Here is a 17404-nt window from a genome sequence, read left to right as displayed (position 1 = left end):
TCATCATTATTGTGTGGCTTATCAAAGATTTTCGCGCGAGGAGCGGTGACGGACCGCGCCTCGGCATCGGCACTGGTGCTCGCCATCTTTGCGCAAGCTCAGCCGATTTTGTCGCTTGGCGAAGGGCGGAGGCTCTGTTATGGTGATCTTAATTAGCCATTTGGATGGCTAGATGGTTGTGGTGATTCTGCTCGCAGGGCAGACGTCGCAACCCGGCCACCGTTTCGATGATCATTTTGACAAGGAGTCCCCATGCAGCGTCGTTCCTTCTTCACACTTTCCGCCTTTGCCCTGCTGGCCGCCAGCAGCGCCTTTTCTGCCACTGCCGCCGATGCGGCGGCTCCCGTCAAGCAAGAGATAGTGATTGGCACCACGGTCGGGGATTTTGCCGACATGGTGACCGACTCCATCAAGCCGCAGCTGGAAGCCAAAGGCTACACAGTGAAACTGGTGGAGTTCACCGATTATGTGAGCCCGAATCTCGCCCTGGCCGATGGCTCCCTCGATGTGAACTGCTTCCAGCACAAGCCCTATCTGGAGAGCTTCGCCAAGGATAGAGGACTGTCGCTGGCTCCCATCACCCAGGTGCCGACCGGTCCCATGGGGCTCTACTCGGGCAAGCTGAGCGATCTGAAAGCGCTGAAAGAGGGGAGCACAGTAGCCATCCCCAATGATCCCACCAACCAGGCGCGGGCGTTGCTGATGCTGCAGGATCTGGGCTGGCTGACCCTGAAGGAGGGCATCAACCCGCTCAAGGCGAGCGAGTTCGACGTGGTGAAGAATCCGCACGACATCAAGCTGGTGCTGTTGGAGGCGGCGCAACTGCCGCGCTCACGGGAGGATGTGGACTTCTCTGTCATCAATGGCAACTTCGCCGCCTCCAGCGGCATCCCGTTCAGCGAGGGGCTCTTCCTCGAGCGCAGCTACGACTTCATCAATTGGGTGGTGGTGAAGAGCGCCGATGCCGACAAGCCGTTCGCCAAGGATGTGATCGCCGCCTACAACTCCCCCGAGTTCAAGGCCTATGCCGCCAAGCGCTTCGCTGGCTACAAATACCCCGAAGGCTGGCAGGGGCAGAACAAGGGGTGAGCCGACCCCCCATGACGGATGGTTTGATATGAGCACGGGCACCCAGGGGTGCCCGTGCTCATATTCGCCGCAGTGTGGGCCGCCGATGGCGACGGGCAATCAGTGGTGGCGTAGCCACCCGCAGACGGTGCGGCAAACAGCGTGTCAGGTTGCCGAGCAGAGTGCTCGTCAACCCATGCAGGGTGAGGTCTGTGACAGGGCATGCGCCGCGCCCTAGTGCAGCATCTGGAGAGGGATCAGTGGTGGCGTAGCCACCAGCGGGCGGCAAACAGGGCGGTCAGGCTGCCGAGCAGGGCGCTGGCCAGCACATCCAGCGGCCAGTGCATGCCGATCAGGGTGCGTGACAGGCCGATGGCGAGGGCCCACAGCGGCAGCAGCCAGACGCCGCGGGGCGCGCGGGCCAGCCAGATCAGACCGAAGAACTGGGCGAGGCTCATGGCGGCGATGCTGTGCCCGGAGGGGAAGGCGTAATTCACCTCCGCCTGCCAGTGGTTGCCGAGCCACTGGGGCAGGGCCAGCAGCTGGCTCGCCGCATGTACCTGTTCGCTGCGCACCTCGACCTTGCTGGCGTAGAACTGCTCGATGGCGGGGATCAGCTGCTGGCTCTCCAGCCAGAGCAGATAGGGGCGCGGCTCCTGGGTCAGGTGCTTGATCAGGCTCTTGATGACCCAGTCGCCAGCGAGCACGGCAAAGAGGGCGCCACTCAAGGCCAGCAGGGCGGGCAGGCTCAGGGCCAGCTTGTAGCGGGTCAGTAGCAGCAGGGCCAGGATACTGATGGCGAGGCCGGGAATATCCACCATACGGGTGAGGGCGTAGGGCCACCACAACCACTCCGATTGCAGGGCATTGAGCCTAAAAGGCTGCCAGGGCAGGCAGACCAGCAGCACCAGCGGCAGGATCAGGGCGGCACTGAATGCAAGCGCCTGGCTGCGCGGCAGTGAAGAGGAGTGCGTCGACATAACAAGGCTCGTAACGGTGCCGTGGAGCGGCAGATAAAAAGAGGCGACATTGTGCCAGCCCCGGCTTGGCGGTCAAGTCGCGAGAGGCGGCCAACAACATGGTGTTACAAATCAGGGGCACCATCAGTCAGTTGCCCTGTGCGGGTCAGGGGGGCGAAGCGACTGTGGCGGCAGAAGAGAGACGAATAAGTGTCTGACCACTTGGCCTGTATGGGCTAGAATGGCGCGCCCCTGGCCGATTGCGCACATCAGTCTTGAACATGAAGAGAGCCCAATGAAGATCGTCGTCGATGAAAATATGCCCCATGCCTGCGAGTTGTTTGCCGAATTTGGCGAGGTGGTCCCCTTGCCCGGGCGGCATATCAGCGCGGCGGATCTGCAGGATGCCGACGTGCTGCTGGTGCGATCCGTGACCCGGGTGGATGCCAGCCTGCTCGCCGACTGCCCGCGGCTGAGCTTCATTGGCACCGCGACCATAGGCACGGATCATATCGACAAGGCCTTGTTGGCGACGCGCAATATCCCCTTCTTCAGTGCCCCCGGTTGCAACAAGCAGTCGGTGGGGGATTATGTGCTCTCCGCCCTGTTGGTGCTGGCCGAGCGTTATGAGCTGACCCTGGCGGGCATGAGCCTAGCCGTGATAGGGGCGGGCAACACGGGAGAGTGCGTGGCGGGCAAGGCCGAAGCGCTCGGCATGAAGGTGCTGCGCTGCGATCCCCCCCGGGCGAGGGCGCAGACGGGTGAGGGGCACGAGTTTGTCGACTACCAGACAGCCCTGTCGGCCGACATCGTCAGCTTCCATGTGCCCATCACCTCTGAGGGGCCCGATGCGACCTACCACCTGCTCGATACCGCCCACATAGCCGCTTGTCCAGCCGGGCAGATCCTCATCAATGCGTCACGGGGTGAGGTGTGGGACAATCAGGCCCTGCTCACCCGCCAGCGCGGTGAACGCCCGCTGCGGCTGGTGATGGATGTGTGGGAAAACGAGCCCCATATTCTGGCGGCGCTGGTGGCGCATACCGAGCTTGCCACGCCCCATATTGCCGGTTACAGCCTGGAGGGCAAGGCGCGCGGTACCTGGATGCTCTATCAGGCTCTCTGCCAGCAGACGGGACGCAATCCGCGCGGGGATCTGCACAAGTTGCTGCCCGCCCCGGAGGTGAGCGAGCTCACGCCTGGACGAGAGCTTGATCAGGGCCTGATCAAGCAGTTGGTCCATCTGATTTACGATGTGCGCCGCGATGATGCCCGCTTTCGGAACCGACTCGGCATTCAGGGCAGCTTCGATGGTCAGCGAAAGGACTACCCGGAGCGGCGTGAGCTGTCGGCCCTGCGTCTGAGCGGTCCCTTTGCCGCATCCCCAGCCCTGGTGGCACTGGGATTTGACTGCCAACCCTGACCCCATGCCGGGCGTTTGGCTTTTGCCAGCGCGAATGACAAGTACCACCGATTTACAGTCATAGATAAGCAGGACTCGTCCTGCCGCAGGAGGGCTCAGAGCCCTCCTGATCATTTAAGAGGAGAGAATGATGAGCCAGCAGTTTAACGTAGCGGTATTGGGCGCAAGTGGCGCCGTGGGTCAAGCCATGATCGAGATCCTGGCAGAGCGAAACTTCCCGGTCGCCACCCTCTATCCCCTGGCCTCCAGCCGCAGCGCCGGTGACACAGTGCGTTTTGGTGGCAAGCACCTCGATATTCTGGATGTGGAAGAGTTCGACTGGAGCAAGGTCGAGCTAGCCCTCTTCTCCGCAGGATCCGAGGTGTCCGCCAAGTGGGCGCCTATCGCCGCCGAACAGGGGTGTATCGTCATCGATAACACCTCCTGTTTCCGTTATGAAGACGATGTGCCTCTGGTCATTCCGGAAGTGAACCCGGATGCCCTGGCCGATTTTCGCAATCGCAACATCATCGCCAACCCGAACTGCTCCACCATACAGATGCTGATGGCGCTCAAGCCCCTGCATGACGAGGTGGGCATTGCCCGCATCAATGTGGCGACCTATCAGTCGGTCTCGGGGTCGGGCAAGGAGGGGGTGAGCGAACTGGCTGGCCAGACCGCCAAGTTGCTCAACGGCCTGCCGGTAGAGCCCAGCCTCTACCCTCAGCAGATCGCCTTCAACCTGATCCCGCAGATCGATGAGTTCACCGACAACGGCTACACCCGTGAAGAGATGAAGATGGTGTGGGAGACCCAGAAGATCCTGGGGGATGTCAGCATCGCCGTGAACCCCACCTGTGTGCGGGTGCCCGTGTTCTACTGCCACGCCGAGGTGCTGCACGTCGAGCTGCATCAACCCCTGGATGCCGAGCAGGTTAAAGCGCTGCTGCGCGAGGCCCCCGGTATCAGCCTGTTTGACGAGGATGCCAGCTATCCGACCCCGGTTGGCGACGCCACCGGTCAGGATGACGTCATGGTTGGTCGTATCCGTCAGGATATTTCTCACCCTTGCGGTATTAATATGTGGATCGTGGCCGATAACGTTCGTAAGGGCGCGGCAACCAACAGTGTGCAAATTGCCGAATTGCTGATCCGCGACTACCTGTAAGTTCCTGTCGACACTCGGCCTCTCGTCCAAGGGGGGCCGAGTGTGATCGAAGTTGCAGGAAGCGGCCTCGACATTCCCCCTTAATATCAATTAATTAACTTTGCCCCTACACTCGGGCACGAATTGGGTGCTATTTGCGTCGGATGACTGGCTTGAGACTCGAGCCTGATTTATATTGAACCGACTGTTTTGGGGCAACTATCCAGATTTTTCAATGTGATAGGCCGTCATACGAAGGAACGAACATGGGACAATCCCGCATAACACTGGCGACGCTTCTCGCGTTAAGTCTGCTCAACACCACTTCTGCTTCTGCCGAAGAGGCCAGCCGGGATCCCTTCTTCGTGGAGTTGAAGGGACCGGATGAGCCTGCCAGTCAGGTGATCCAGCCGACTCAGCCCGCGACGCCGGTGCAGCGTCAGGCCCAGCCTGTGCGCCAGCCACAAGCAGCAGCCCCTCAGAGCGGCCGCCGCTATGGCCCGGTTCGTCCCACCGATACGCTCTGGAGTCTCGCGAGCAAGCATCGCCCCTCCAATCGGGTGAGCGTCTATCAGACCATGGTTGCCATCTATGACAAGAACCCCGGCAGCTTCGCCGATGGCAACATCAATCATATTTTGGTGGGGTCCAGCATCACCCTGCCAAGCGAAGCCGAAGCGCGCCGCCATACGGACGCCCAGGCTCGCCAACGTTTCAACAGCGATAACGCCAGCTGGAAAGGCTTGAGTCCCAAGTATCTCGCCAGCAAGCAGAGTGCCCAGCCCCAGGCCAGGCAGCCTGTCAAGCCAGCCACCAAGCCCGCCGCCCCATCGGCTGCCCCCATTCCTGCCCCGGTTGTGGCCCCGGTGTTGGCGGTGACCGCCGCCAAGGCTGCCGGTGAGGTCAACCCCCTCGCCAGCGGCGCACAGCCAACGGTACCGGTATTGGCCAATGCCGCCAGCGGTGCCCCTGCGCCCTTGCCGGTCGCCACTGAAACCGTTCAGGCCAAGCCGGGTACCGAGATGGCCCTGGCACTGGAAGATGCCAATGCCCAGCTAGGTCAAGTCACCGAGATGAACCACAGGCTCAAGCTGCGGTTGCAGTCCCTGACCGAAGAGGTCGAGACCCTCAAGGCGCAGCTGCAAGATCAGCTTGTCTTGCAAAAAGAGGTGGCCGAGCTCAGGGCCAATCCCGTGCCACCTGTGGCCGTTGTCCCCCCGCCCCAGAATTGGCTGACGGACTTGCTCGCATCCCCTCTGAACCTGGCCATGGTCATCCTGTTGCCCGTGCTGCTGGTATTGGCGCTGGTGACCCTCTGGCTGCGGGCCCGTGCTCGCCGCGAGCTGGAAGAGCAGGAGAAGAACCTCTCCGAGACCACCTCCGTGGTGATGGGGCAGGAGATGAGCGAGTTCGATCAGCTCATCGGCGCCGACATTGATGAAGAGCCTGTCGCCCGTGCCGCGCCCTACCTCAATGAAGCCGCAGCTCATGAGCCTGAGGATCTGGATCTGGTCTTTAGCGACGAAGGGGAGCAGGTGCGGGAGTCCGAGATGCGGGATCCTGAGCTGGTGCCCGAGCTTGATCTCGCCGCCGACGAGCAGTTTGAGCGACCCGAGCGGCCCGAGATGGATCTCGCCAGCGAGTTCAACCCGGCTGCCGATGAGGCACTGATGAGCGAGGAGGAGCTGCAGGCCGCCCTGTTTGCGGATCTCAATGCCGAGCTTGATGCCGAAGAGGATCGCTTCGCCGCCCAATCCCCCGCTGGCCGTGGGGCCCGTGACGAGGATGATCTGCCGGAGCTGGACTTCAGCGACCTCGACACCAGCCTGGACGACGAGCCGGCGCCCAGTGTCCATCAAGCATCCCAGACCGCCGACGAATTGCTGGCTGAGTGGGGCATGAGCCCTGAGCCTGTCAAGGATCCCAATGAGCTGGCCCTTGCCGATTTCGAGGATGCCTTCGCACAAGTCGAGCCTAGCGAGGAGCTCAAACCCAGGGCCCAGGCCGCGGCCGATGATTTTGTCGAGATAGACAGCCTGCTGGCCGATGCCAATGCCAACCAGAACGAGCAGGAGCCGTACCAGGGCTTCTCCCTGAATGTGGGGCTGGATGGTTTCCCCGAGGTATTGCCAGAGTCTGGCGGCTTCGACGTGGATGCCGATGATGGCGGCGTGGGTGCCAAGCTGGATCTGGCCCGGGCTTACCTCGAGATAGATGACAAGGAGAGCGCCCGCGAGCTGCTGGTCGAGGCGTCCGAGCAGGGCAACGACAAGCAACGCAGCGAGGCCGAGAAGCTGCTCAAGCGGTTGGCCTGATGGCCGGATGCAAGCAGGGCGACCCCAGGGTCGCCCTTCTTTTGGGATATTGGCGGCGGTGTGGGTATAATTCGCCGCGTTTTCTCTCACAGAGCGATAATAAGACTCATGCGAATTGCCTTAGGTATTGAATATGACGGCAGCCGGTATTTTGGCTGGCAGCGTCAACGGGAAGTGATCAGCGTCCAGCAGGAGCTGGAGAAGGCCCTCAGCCGCATCGCCAACCACGAGGTGAGCATACAGTGCGCCGGGCGCACCGACGCCGGGGTGCATGCCACCGGTCAGGTGATCCACTTCGATACCCAGGCCATCCGCAGCGAGAGCGCCTGGACGCTCGGCGTGAACTCCAACCTGCCCCCCGACATCGGGGTGCGCTGGGTGAAGGAGGTGGATGAGGGCTTCCATGCCCGCTTCAGCGCCACCGCCCGTCGCTACCGCTATGTCATCTATAACCACAACTTCCGCCCCGCCATCCTCGGCAGCGGCGTCAGCCACTACCACGAGACTCTGGACGCGGCCCTGATGCATCAGGCGGGCCAGAGCCTGCTCGGCGAGCGGGATTTCACCTCGTTTCGCGCCGCGGGTTGCCAATCCAAGAGCCCCTGGCGCAATGTGACCCATCTGTGCGTCAGTCGCAGCGGCCCCTACATAGTGCTGGATATCCGTGCCAATGCCTTCTTGCACCACATGGTACGCAACGTCACCGGCTCCTTGCTGCTGGTGGGGCAGGGACTCAAACCCGTGGAGTGGATAGCCGAGGTGCTGGCCGCCAAGGATCGCGACATGGCAGGCCCCACCGCCAAAGCCGGTGGTCTCTATCTGGTCGACGTCGATTATCCCGCCGAACAGGGGCTGCCCAGGCTGCCGCTCGGCCCGCTCTGGCTGCCGGACTCGGCACCGGGTACGACCAGTTTTTAGTAACTGCGCCCGAAAAATTGTGGTTTAATGATCCGTCGTTTATTGCCATCGAGCCGTAAGTCATTGAACTATCAAGGCTCGATGCGTATTGTCAGGCACAAAAGCATTAAGGAATTCCATGAGCTGGCTTGAGAAGATCCTTCCCAAGAGCAAGATCACTACCCCCCGTCGTCATAACATCCCGGAAGGGGTGTGGACCAAGTGCGGATCTTGTGAACAGGTGCTCTACCGGGCAGAGCTGGAGCGCAACCTTGAGGTTTGCCCCAAATGTAACCATCACATGCGCATTACCGCCCGTGCCCGCCTCGAGTGTTTCCTCGACGCAGATGGTCGCAGTGAAATCGGCGCCGAGTTGGAGCCGCAGGATATTTTGAAATTCAAGGATTCCAAGCGCTACAAGGATCGTTTGTCCGCCGCCCAGAAAGAGACGGGGGAAAAAGATGCGCTGGTGGTGATGAAGGGAACCCTTAAAGGGGTGCCTGTCGTCGCCTGTTCGTTCGAGTTCTCCTTCATCGGTGGTTCCATGTCCTCCGTGGTCGGTGCCCGCTTCGTGCGCGCCGTCGAGGAGAGCATCAAGGAGGGCCGCGGCCTGGTCTGCTTCTCCACTTCCGGTGGGGCGCGGATGCAGGAAGCCCTGTTCTCCCTGATGCAGATGGCCAAGACCAGTGCGGCGCTGGACAGGCTCACCAAGGCGGGTCTGCCCTATATCTCGGTGCTGACCGATCCGACCATGGGTGGCGTCTCTGCCAGTCTGGCGATGCTGGGTGACATCAACGTGGGTGAGCCCAAGGCGCTGATCGGCTTTGCCGGCCCCCGTGTCATCGAGCAGACGGTGCGCGAGAAGCTGCCAGAAGGCTTCCAGCGCTCCGAGTTCCTGCTGGAGAAGGGTGCCATCGACATGATCATCGACCGCCGCGAGATGCGCGATCGTCTGGCCAGCTTGCTCGCCAAGCTGATGAATACCCAGGTCGTCGAAGACTGAACATGAGTTCAAACATGCAACAATCTCAAAGCCGGTCGCTGGTCGACTGGCTTTCTTATTTGGAGCAGATCCATCCGGTCAACATCGACATGGGTCTGACACGGGTCGGCATCGTTGCACGGCGCATGGGGCTGACCACCTTGCCCGGCAAGGTGCTCACCGTCGCCGGTACCAATGGCAAGGGCTCTTCTTGTGCCATGGCGGCCAGTATCCTGATGGCCGCCGGTTACCGGGTCGGGGTCTACTCATCCCCCCATCTGCTGCGTTTTACCGAGCGAGTGCGCCTCGATGGCCAGGAGCTGGGCGAGCAGGAGCACTGCGCCGCCTTCACCGAGGTGGAAACGGCCCGCGCCGAGATAGCGCTCACCTTCTTCGAGTTTGCCACCCTGGCCGCGCTCTGGCTGTTTCGCCGCCATGCCCCGGATGTGGTATTGCTGGAGGTAGGACTGGGGGGCCGGCTCGATGCCACCAATGTGGTGGAGTCCGATGTGGCCATGATCACCAGCATCGCCCTGGATCATTGCGACTGGCTCGGCGATACCCGCGAGGCAGTGGCGGTGGAGAAGGCTGGGGTCTACCGCAAGGGGCGAGCCGCCATCAGCGGTGAGCCCAATCCCCCCGCCACCATTGCCAGCGAAGCGGCGCGCCTGGGCGCTCATCTCTATCAGGTAGGCCGTGATTTCAGTGGTCAAGCCCATGACGATGCCGCGGCTGGCTGGGATTATCGGGGGCTGCAATGCTACCAAGGCCTGCCAATTCCCGCCTTGCCGCTGATGAATGCGGTGACAGTGCTGGCCGCCCTGGAGCGGCTCGGACTGACGTTGCCCGAGTCAGCCATTCGCCAGGGCTTGAGTGAGGCGCGTCTTGCGGGTCGGATGCAGCGCTTGCAGACGGATCCGCTGGTCATCGTCGATGTGGCCCACAATCCCCACTCTGCGGCCTATCTGGCCAGTCAGTTGAGCGCCATCCCGTGCCGCGGGGTACGCCGCGCCGTGGTCGGCATGCTCAAGGACAAAGACATGGCGGGGTCCCTTGCCGAGCTCGATGGCCTGGTTGATTGCTGGTATCTGGCGAGCCTCACCGGGCCGCGGGCCGCGACCGCAGGCCAGCTGGCGGATGCCCTGGGGCAGGGGAAGGGGAGCGTGACCCAATATGATGCCGTGTCCGAGGCCTATCAGCAGGCACTGGCTGACTCGAGTCCCGCTGATGTGGTCATTGTCTTTGGATCGTTTTACACTGTCGCCGATATTCTGGCGACACAACCGGCCTGAATGCGCCACGGGCGCCGGGCTGGATAGCAACACAAGGGTAGGAGTAAGGTTTGGCTTCTAAGTTCCAAAACAGATTGGTGGGCACGGTTATCCTGGTGGCTCTGGTGGTCATCTTCTTGCCGGATATGCTCGATGGCCAGAAAATTGCGCAAAAGGATGAGGCGTTCGCGACTATCCCGCTGCGCCCCGAGCTCGAGCCCGCCAAGCCCGCGCTTCAGGTCTCTGCCGCCAGTACCCTGCCCAGCGATCATGAGGCGAGCAAGCAGCAGGCCAGGGCCGCCGAACAGTGGCAGGTCGAGGAGGTCTCGTCCCCTGTTACCTTGGGCCAGCAAGGTGGCGCGCCGCACGTGGTCAGCCCGCCGGTTGTCAAGCCGGAGCCCGTGGTGGCCAAGCAGCCAGAGCCGGCCAAGGTGCAACCCAAGCCCGTGCCAAAGCCCAAGCCTCAGGTCAAGCCGGAGCCCGTCAAGCCACAGATCAAGAGCATGGACGATCTGCTGCAGAGCAAGCAGCTGGTGGCTCAGGCCGCCCCGGCACCGGCTCAGGGCAGCTGGATCCTCCAGCTTGGCGCCTTCCGCAACAAGGACAGCGTCAATGCGCTGGTGAGCAAGTTGCGAGCCTCGGGTTACTCGGCCCATACGGTGCCCCGTACTCCGGTACAGGGTCAGATCAACCGGGTCTTCATCGGCCCGGATGTCTCCAAGGCCAAGCTGCAGAGCATCCAGGCCAAGGTGAGCCAGCAGACCGGCCTGAGCGGCTCAGTGGTGGCGTATAACCCCTGATGAGAGGGGATAGTCACCGACATATGTACACAGAGCTCAAATAAAAAGACCGCGCCTTGGCGCGGTCTTTTTATTGGCTGTCTTAGATGCATTTCACCGGCTTGGGCAGACCCGCTATCTTGGTCGCCTGCTTGGCGGGTCCCAGGGGGAACAGCTTGTAGAGATAGCGGCTGTTGCCCTTCTGGGGGCCGAACTGCTTCTCCATCGCCTTGACCAGGGCGCGAATGGCGGGGGAGGTATTGAACTCCAGATAGAAGGCCCGCACGAAGCGCACCACTTCCCAATGGGATTCGCCCAGCTCGATACTCTCCTGGGCGGCTAGCACCACGGCCAGCTCCTCACTCCAGTCATTCACATTGAGCAGATAGCCCTTGGTATCGGTCTCGATAGTGCGCCCGTTGAATGTCAGCACCGGATTATCAGACATGCGTGCCTCCTTGGGGCAAGTCAGGATGGGGTCGGCATGGTAGCGTCTTGGGACGCCGCGAGCAACCGGCTCTGGTTGGCCAGCGCCAGCAGCTCATCGGCCAGCTGGCTGATGAGATTCAACTGCTGGCTCAGCATCAGTTGCTCCTCCGTGCTCTCCTGGGTGGGCAGGGGACAGCTGGCTTGCTCCGCCAGGGGGTCATCACCGGCCAGCTGGCCCGCGGCCAGGGCCAGGGTATGACTCAGGTGGCGGCTGATCTGGCTGAGCCCTGGGATGGGTTCGAGTTGATCCCGGTGGGCACCCAGCGCCGAGATGTAGGAGAGCAGGGCATGGTTGCGCCAGGTCAGGGTGAAACAGAGATCCAGGAAGCGGCGTCGGCGCTGGGGTTCGACCAGCATGCTCTGCCAGGCCATGGCCAGTTCGCTGTCGGCCAGGTGGGCATTCTTGCGGGCGATGCGGTAGTCGAGGGATTCATCGCGGCGCAGGTGCAAGCTGGCGAGCACGGCTTCCAGATAGCGGGCATTGGCCGACAGCGAGTTGGCGATGAGCTGCGGCAGGCGCTTGTACTGCCAGTCAGGCCAGAGCCAGGCGACCAGGGCATAGGAGAGCAGGCAGCCGAGCAGGGTGTCGAGCAGGCGGGGCCCCAGGATGGCGAAGCCGATGCCATCGAGCAGGTTGAAGGCCATCAACACATAGAGGGTGATGAAGCAGACGGCGGCGCTGTAGTTGCTGCGCACCTGGGTGAAGAACAAGAAGGCGGCCAGCCCCATCACCACCAGCTGACCATGGAGAGTGGGCAGCAGCCAGAGAATGGGCACGCCGACCAGCAGGCCTGCGAAGGTGCCGAGCATGCGCTGCATCAGGCGGCGACGGGTCGCGCTGTAGCTGGGTTGGCAGACAAAGAGCACTGTCAGCAAGATCCAGTAACCCTTGTCCAGGTGGAAGGCCTGCAAGATGCCATAACCCACCACCAGTCCGAGCGACAGCCGCAAGGCATGGCGAAATACCATGGAGTCGAGGCTCAGGTGCTGGCGCAACTGGGTCAGCAGGGGGATGTGCGGCGGCCTGGCCAGGGGGGGCAGGCTTCCTTGCGTCGCCGACGGGTTCTGCAGCTCCTCGGCGCTGGTCAGCAGCTGATTGATGCTGGCCAGATTGCGGCGCAGGAACTTCATCGGTGTCAGCAGGCTCTTGGGATAGTGCTGCTTGAGATGGGTGAACTCGAGCTGATCACCAAGGGCCTCCAAAGCCCAGCGAATGCGTTTGGGATGGCGGTAGGGGCTGTGCACCAGGATGGCGTAGCCGAGCTGTTGGCAGGCTTCCGCCAGTTGCAGCAGCACCTCCTGGAAGCCATCGATGACCAGCCCCTGCTTCAGCTCGGCCTCGAGCTGGCTATAGGGGTAGTGACTCGAGGTGGCACGCTCGTGCATCTCAAGGGCCAGCAGATAGAGGCGCAATAGACCCGTGAGTTCGGGGGCCGGTTGGCGGCGCTGACTGTGCAGCCTGGCATTGAGGGCCGTCTTGGTGAGATTGAGGGAGCCGACCAGCTGAATATTGAGCTGGGCCAGGTTGTGGCGAATGGCCTGGGCGCCATGTTCATCGGCGGGGAAGAAGCGGGATTTCTCCCGCAGGTAGCGGGAGAGGGCAAAGTAACTCTGGGCAAGTTGTTCGTGCAGTGTCTTGTAGGGCAAGAGCCAGAGCCAGATGAGCGACACCACCCCGTACCAGAGGGCGCCAGCAGTCAGCACCAGTGGTTGGTAGAAGAGATCCGGCGCCTTGGCGGCCCCCAGCATGGTGTAGATGGCGATCAAGAGCGAGCCGAAGCTGATGGTGGCGTAACGTTGCCCCAGGGCGCCGACCATGACGAACAGGAAGGTGGAGCCCGCCAGCCCGAGGGCAAACAACCAGGGTGTCGGAAACAGATACTGGACGCAGAGGGAGGCGAATAAGAAGCAAGACAGCGTCATGGTCAGGTTCTTGACCCGTCCCCAGAGGCTGTCATCGGTTTCGGCGATGGCCCCGGCGACCACCCCGAGGGAGAGCCGCACGGTGAGCTGGATGTCGCCCACGACGAGGGCGATGGCGAGCAGACCCAGTATGGCGATGAGTACCTTGAGGGCAAAGTAGACATGGCTGTCGGTGAGCAGGCGGCGCAGCAGGCCGGAGTATTCAACAGGCATGGGGGCAGAGAGTCTCTTGCGATACGAGGTCAGCAGTGTAACGCGAACGCCATCAAATGACCCTGATTTGGATCAGGCTGGCCGGGGAGCATGCAATAAAAAACCCCGCCGAAGCGGGGTTGGTGGTCATCAGTTGCGGTTGCCGCCGAGCAGGCTGAGCAAACTCAGGAAGATGTTGTAGATGGACACATAGAGCGTCACGGTCGCAGAGATGTAGTTGGTCTCGCCGCCGCGCACTATCTGCTGGGTGGTCAGCAGGATGGCACCGGATGAGAACAGCATGAACATGGCGGACAGGGCCAGGCTCAGGGCGCTCATCTGCAGGAAGATGTTGGCGACCATGGCCACCAGCAGCACCCAGAAACCGACGAACAGCATGCCGCCGATGAAGGAGAGATCCCGCTTGGTGGTCAGGGCATAGGCAGACAGACCGAAGAAGGTCAGCGCCGTGCCGCCCAGCGCCGTCATCACTATCTCGCCGCCGCCATTGTTCATGTACATGTTGATGATGGGGCCAAGGCTGTAACCGAGCAGGCCGGTCAGGGCGAAGGTGAATACCAGGCCCATGCCATTGTCGCGGTTCTTTTCGGTCAGGAACATCAGACCATAGACGCCAACCAGGAAGATGGCCCAGTGCAGGGGCGGCATGTTCATCACAGTGGCTACCCCGGCGACGATGGCAGAGAAGCCCAGGGTCAGGGAGAGCAGCATGTAGGTATTGCGCAGCACCTTGTTGGTATCACGCACGGCACCCTGGGTGCCGGTATAGACAGAACGGGTATCCATCTTGTTTTCCTCGTTGGTACTGGGGAGGACGAAACCAGTCGTCCCTTCAACCTATTGTATGGAGAACAAATGGGGATGACGAGAAGCAATTTCAAGTCGACCCCCAGATGCCTGGCAACACTATTCCAGAGCCATTATGTATTGTATCTGAACAAGGGCTGGTTGACTCCCCGACCAACCCGCGTCGGTTTCACCCTCTGGCGAAGGTCGGCCTCTCCCTCATACCGACCAGCCTGCGGGTGCCAGCTACCGGGATCCTCATATCCTTCGACCACACACCAGGGCATCACTGCTCGGGAGGCAGCGACCATTCGCCACTCATGAGCAGCGCCATCGCCCGCTCGGCCAGAGATGAGACATAGGCATCCTGGCGCTGCACCAGGCCTATGGTCTGCTGGCGGGTCAGCTCGGGGATATCGATGCGCTGCAATCGGCCTGCCCACTGTTGCTCAAAGTCGTGATACCAGGGCGCCAGGGTGAACAGATCCGTGCTTGAGACCGTCTCGAGTATGGTCTCCCAGGAGTTGGATTCGAGCATGACATGGTGCAGGTCCGAGCCATGGCTCGCCAGGATCTGTTCGGCCACTCGGCGGGCATGTACATCCTGGCGCGGTGCGGCGCTCCGGTAGGGGAGCAAGTCGCTGATACCGGGCGCCGCTATCTTGGTGAGCGGGTGGCCGCTGCGCACGACGACGCACATCTCTATCTGCGTCAGGGGGCGGGCCAGCAGATTGGCGGGCAGGACATCCGGCAGACCGGTCACGGCAAAATCGAGCGCGCCGGCCTCGACCAGCTCGAACAATTCGGCGCTAAAGGCCACCTGGATCTGGATCCGGGCGCCGGGCCTGTCATGGATCAATCGCGACAGCAGGCGCTGGCTGATATGGCGGGCGAGGGTCTGACCGACCCCTATCCGGACCCGGCCTCGCAAGCCTGCGGTCATCTGGGTGATTTCGTGCTCGGCATCTTGCATGGCTACCCGGGCATGCTCGCTGTGTTTGCGCAACACCTCACCGACAGGGGTCGGCTCGACACCCCGTGAGGTGCGCACGAAGAGGGTGGTACCAAGCTGTGACTCGAGCCGCTGAATGGCCCGGGTCAGTGCCGACTGGCTCATGCCCAGCTCGTCTGCGGCTTTGGCGATGTTGCGGTAATCGCATACCAGCAAGAAGTAATCAATTTCGCGGGATAGCATCATCGATATGCATACCGTGCATGGTTATGGGCGTATTGGTCATTGAAACACAGAGTGCGAGTTGTTCACAATGATTTAACAATTTCGTCGACCTAGGCACTAGGGCGCGATTGTAGGCAGACCAGCCGGGCAAACCGGGTCCGGTCAGACACAAATGGATTTGTGGAGCAACAAGATGCGTAACACCATGCTATGTGTGATCCCGCTACTGAACGTGGCGAGTTTCCTCGCCCTGCCGGGCACGGCTCAGGGGGTTGAGTTTGAGGGGGCTGGCGGCAACTTTGTGATTAACGGTGCCATGACCATGGGGACCTCCATTCGTACCGACAATCGCGATCCCTCTCTGGTATACGGTGCCAATGCCACGGCAGTGGGGATCCATGACGGGGCGAGCAGTGGTCGCAATCAGGATGATGGTGACCTTAACTACGACCGTGGTGATTCCGTCTATAAGGTGGCCAAGGGCTGGCTCCATCTTACCTATACCAGGGATAATTATGGCGTCGAACTCAGTGGCAAGGCCTGGTATGACGTAGGCCTGGAGAAGGGACCCGTGGCCTGGGGCAACTCTCCCGGTGGTTATCAGGGGGGGGAGCCGCTCTCGGACGAGGGCGCCGCCACCCGATCCAAGTTTGCTGGGGCTGTGTTCAACGATGCCAATGTCTTCGGTCGCAATCTGATAGCCGAGATCCCGGTGAGTTGGAAGCTTGGCTGGCAGCGCATCGACTGGGGCAATCAGTATTATGCCTTCGGTGGCCTGCGGGATCTGATGCCGGTGGACTTCCCGGCCGAGCTGCGCCCGGGCGTCAAGCGGGACGAGGAGACACGGATCCCCATTCCGGCGATCTTTATCCGCGCCGAACTGACGCCGAGCACGGCCCTGGAGGCATTCTGGCAGTTCGCATTCACGCCGAACTCCCCCAATCAGTGCGGTATCTTCTATTCCCAGGTTGACTTCGTGGCGCAGGGCTGTGATGTCATCACCATAGGCAACGCCTCGGATCCGCAGGCCATCAACAATGGCGTCGTGGTCAACCGGGCCGATACGCAGGACCCCTCCAACAGTGGCCAGTTCGGCGTTGCCCTCAAGCACAGAGTCGATGCACTCAATACCGAGTTTGGTCTCTATGCGGCCCAGTTTCACTCCCGCTCCAGCTACTACAGTGCGGTCAAGTCAGAGCGTCCCGCGGGTCCACCGCTGCTCCCGGGGGATCCCGGCGGCAAGAACCCCCAGTACTTCACCGAGTATCCGGAAGATATCCGCATGTATGCCCTCTCATTTGACAGCAAGTTGGAAGATACCAGCCTGTTTGGCGAGCTGGCTTACCGACCCAATCAGCCATTTCAGTACAACGCGGTCGATATCCTGAGCGGTTTTACCAGCAAGGGAGGGGCGACGCCGCTGCGCCCTCAGATCGACAATCTGGCTCCGGGCGAGAGCTTCCATGGCTACGAGCGCCACAAGTCGATGCAGCTGCAACTAGGCAGCAGCATGCCATTCAACGCAGTGCTTGGCGCGGCAAAGGGTCAGTTCGGGATCCAGGGGATCTACCGGCTGGTGCCCGATCTGCCCGATGTGGATAGCGTGCGTTTTCGTCGTTCCGATGTGTTCGGGCAGGGGCCGGTCAACGGCGACTGCACCGGTTCAAGCGTGCAGTGCTCGAGCGATGGCTATGTCTCGAAGCAAGCCTATGGCTACAGGGTGCAGGCCAATCTCGTCTATCAGAATGTGGTCAGCGGCGTGAATCTTATTCCCTCTCTGTTCTTCGGCCACGATCTCTCTGGCTGGAGTGAAGACGGCACCATACTCGAGGATCGCAAGTTCGCCATCCTCTCCCTCAAGGCCGTGTTGAACAGGGCCTATACCGCCGAGATAGCCTGGCTACCCATCTGGGGTGGTGACTACAACAACTTGCGCGACCGCAGTGTCGCCCAGGCCACCCTTGGCATGCAGTTCTGATCTGTCAAAAGAAGCCGC

Annotated in this window: 14 protein-coding genes; 9 read left to right on the top strand and 5 right to left on the bottom strand. The window is 61.5% G+C overall.

Going from position 1 to position 17404, the window contains the following annotated elements; genetic code table 11:
* Positions 1-252 precede the first annotated feature (252 nt).
* Positions 253-1089: a MetQ/NlpA family ABC transporter substrate-binding protein gene (locus M2367_RS10985; protein ID WP_259236694.1), complete on the top strand. Its 837-nt coding sequence runs from the start codon at positions 253-255 to the stop codon at positions 1087-1089.
* A 236-nt stretch (positions 1090-1325) separates the two neighbouring features.
* Here the strand turns inward: M2367_RS10985 and M2367_RS10980 are convergent, their stop codons facing one another.
* Positions 1326-2048 (bottom strand): phosphatase PAP2 family protein, encoded by a 723-nt coding sequence (locus tag M2367_RS10980; RefSeq protein WP_259236693.1) that lies wholly within the window; start codon positions 2046-2048, stop codon positions 1326-1328.
* A 274-nt stretch (positions 2049-2322) separates the two neighbouring features.
* On the opposite strand from M2367_RS10980, the gene M2367_RS10975 reads away from it, so the two are divergent.
* The 7 genes from M2367_RS10975 to dedD all read left to right on the top strand — a co-directional run bounded on the left by M2367_RS10975 (position 2323) and on the right by dedD (position 10841).
* Positions 2323-3450: a 4-phosphoerythronate dehydrogenase gene (locus M2367_RS10975; protein ID WP_259236692.1), complete on the top strand. Its 1128-nt coding sequence runs from the start codon at positions 2323-2325 to the stop codon at positions 3448-3450.
* Positions 3451-3580: 130 nt separating this feature from the next.
* Positions 3581-4597 carry an aspartate-semialdehyde dehydrogenase gene (locus M2367_RS10970; RefSeq protein WP_259236691.1) on the top strand — a complete coding sequence of 339 codons (1017 nt, stop codon included), beginning with the start codon at positions 3581-3583 and terminating at the stop codon, positions 4595-4597.
* Positions 4598-4842: 245 nt separating this feature from the next.
* The gene (locus tag M2367_RS10965) at positions 4843-6891 is read left to right on the top strand and encodes a FimV/HubP family polar landmark protein (RefSeq protein WP_259236690.1); all 2049 of its coding nucleotides are present in this window, start codon (positions 4843-4845) and stop codon (positions 6889-6891) included.
* A gap of 108 nt (positions 6892-6999) precedes the next feature.
* Positions 7000-7809 carry a tRNA pseudouridine(38-40) synthase TruA gene (gene truA / locus M2367_RS10960; protein ID WP_042043783.1) on the top strand — a complete coding sequence of 270 codons (810 nt, stop codon included), beginning with the start codon at positions 7000-7002 and terminating at the stop codon, positions 7807-7809.
* Positions 7810-7927: 118 nt separating this feature from the next.
* Positions 7928-8791 carry an acetyl-CoA carboxylase, carboxyltransferase subunit beta gene (accD, locus tag M2367_RS10955; protein ID WP_259236689.1) on the top strand — a complete coding sequence of 288 codons (864 nt, stop codon included), beginning with the start codon at positions 7928-7930 and terminating at the stop codon, positions 8789-8791.
* Positions 8792-8793: 2 nt separating this feature from the next.
* A complete protein-coding gene (gene folC, locus M2367_RS10950; RefSeq protein WP_259236688.1) occupies positions 8794-10062 on the top strand; it encodes a bifunctional tetrahydrofolate synthase/dihydrofolate synthase in 1269 nt (422 codons plus the stop codon).
* 50 nt (positions 10063-10112) lie between these two features.
* On the top strand, positions 10113-10841 hold the full coding sequence (gene dedD, locus M2367_RS10945) for a cell division protein DedD (protein WP_259236687.1): 729 nt from the start codon (positions 10113-10115) through the stop codon (positions 10839-10841).
* Between the two features lie 82 nt (positions 10842-10923).
* Here the strand turns inward: dedD and M2367_RS10940 are convergent, their stop codons facing one another.
* The 4 genes from M2367_RS10940 to M2367_RS10925 all read right to left on the bottom strand — a co-directional run bounded on the left by M2367_RS10940 (position 10924) and on the right by M2367_RS10925 (position 15429).
* Complete coding sequence (locus M2367_RS10940; RefSeq protein ID WP_042043788.1) at positions 10924-11268, bottom strand: TusE/DsrC/DsvC family sulfur relay protein; 345 nt, start codon at positions 11266-11268, stop codon at positions 10924-10926.
* A 20-nt stretch (positions 11269-11288) separates the two neighbouring features.
* On the bottom strand, positions 11289-13445 hold the full coding sequence (gene yccS, locus M2367_RS10935; RefSeq protein WP_259236686.1) for a YccS family putative transporter: 2157 nt from the start codon (positions 13443-13445) through the stop codon (positions 11289-11291).
* 129 nt (positions 13446-13574) lie between these two features.
* Positions 13575-14231, bottom strand: a complete 657-nt coding sequence (locus M2367_RS10930) for a Bax inhibitor-1/YccA family protein (RefSeq protein WP_005904184.1) — start codon at positions 14229-14231, stop codon at positions 13575-13577.
* Positions 14232-14517: 286 nt separating this feature from the next.
* Positions 14518-15429, bottom strand: a complete 912-nt coding sequence (locus M2367_RS10925) for a LysR family transcriptional regulator (RefSeq protein ID WP_259236685.1) — start codon at positions 15427-15429, stop codon at positions 14518-14520.
* A gap of 172 nt (positions 15430-15601) precedes the next feature.
* On the opposite strand from M2367_RS10925, the gene M2367_RS10920 reads away from it, so the two are divergent.
* Complete coding sequence (locus M2367_RS10920) at positions 15602-17386, top strand: DUF1302 domain-containing protein (protein WP_259236684.1); 1785 nt, start codon at positions 15602-15604, stop codon at positions 17384-17386.
* Positions 17387-17404: the final 18 nt, after the last annotated feature.

Source organism: Aeromonas sp. BIGb0445, assembly GCF_024809075.1.
GTDB classification, from domain to species: Bacteria; Pseudomonadota; Gammaproteobacteria; order Enterobacterales; family Aeromonadaceae; genus Aeromonas; species Aeromonas rivuli.
Note: the sequence above shows the minus strand (reverse complement) of the source record. Positions and strands in the feature narration are given on the sequence as shown.

Coding starts and splice junctions, on each gene's coding strand:
- M2367_RS10985 (WP_259236694.1), top strand. CDS start 253: ATGCAGCGTCGTTCCTTCTTCACACTTTCCGCCTTTGCCCTGCTGGCC.
- M2367_RS10980 (WP_259236693.1), bottom strand. CDS start 2,048: ATGTCGACGCACTCCTCTTCACTGCCGCGCAGCCAGGCGCTTGCATTC.
- M2367_RS10975 (WP_259236692.1), top strand. CDS start 2,323: ATGAAGATCGTCGTCGATGAAAATATGCCCCATGCCTGCGAGTTGTTT.
- M2367_RS10970 (WP_259236691.1), top strand. CDS start 3,581: ATGAGCCAGCAGTTTAACGTAGCGGTATTGGGCGCAAGTGGCGCCGTG.
- M2367_RS10965 (WP_259236690.1), top strand. CDS start 4,843: ATGGGACAATCCCGCATAACACTGGCGACGCTTCTCGCGTTAAGTCTG.
- truA (WP_042043783.1), top strand. CDS start 7,000: ATGCGAATTGCCTTAGGTATTGAATATGACGGCAGCCGGTATTTTGGC.
- accD (WP_259236689.1), top strand. CDS start 7,928: ATGAGCTGGCTTGAGAAGATCCTTCCCAAGAGCAAGATCACTACCCCC.
- folC (WP_259236688.1), top strand. CDS start 8,794: ATGAGTTCAAACATGCAACAATCTCAAAGCCGGTCGCTGGTCGACTGG.
- M2367_RS10940 (WP_042043788.1), bottom strand. CDS start 11,268: ATGTCTGATAATCCGGTGCTGACATTCAACGGGCGCACTATCGAGACC.
- yccS (WP_259236686.1), bottom strand. CDS start 13,445: ATGCCTGTTGAATACTCCGGCCTGCTGCGCCGCCTGCTCACCGACAGC.
- M2367_RS10930 (WP_005904184.1), bottom strand. CDS start 14,231: ATGGATACCCGTTCTGTCTATACCGGCACCCAGGGTGCCGTGCGTGAT.
- M2367_RS10925 (WP_259236685.1), bottom strand. CDS start 15,429: ATGATGCTATCCCGCGAAATTGATTACTTCTTGCTGGTATGCGATTAC.
- M2367_RS10920 (WP_259236684.1), top strand. CDS start 15,602: ATGCGTAACACCATGCTATGTGTGATCCCGCTACTGAACGTGGCGAGT.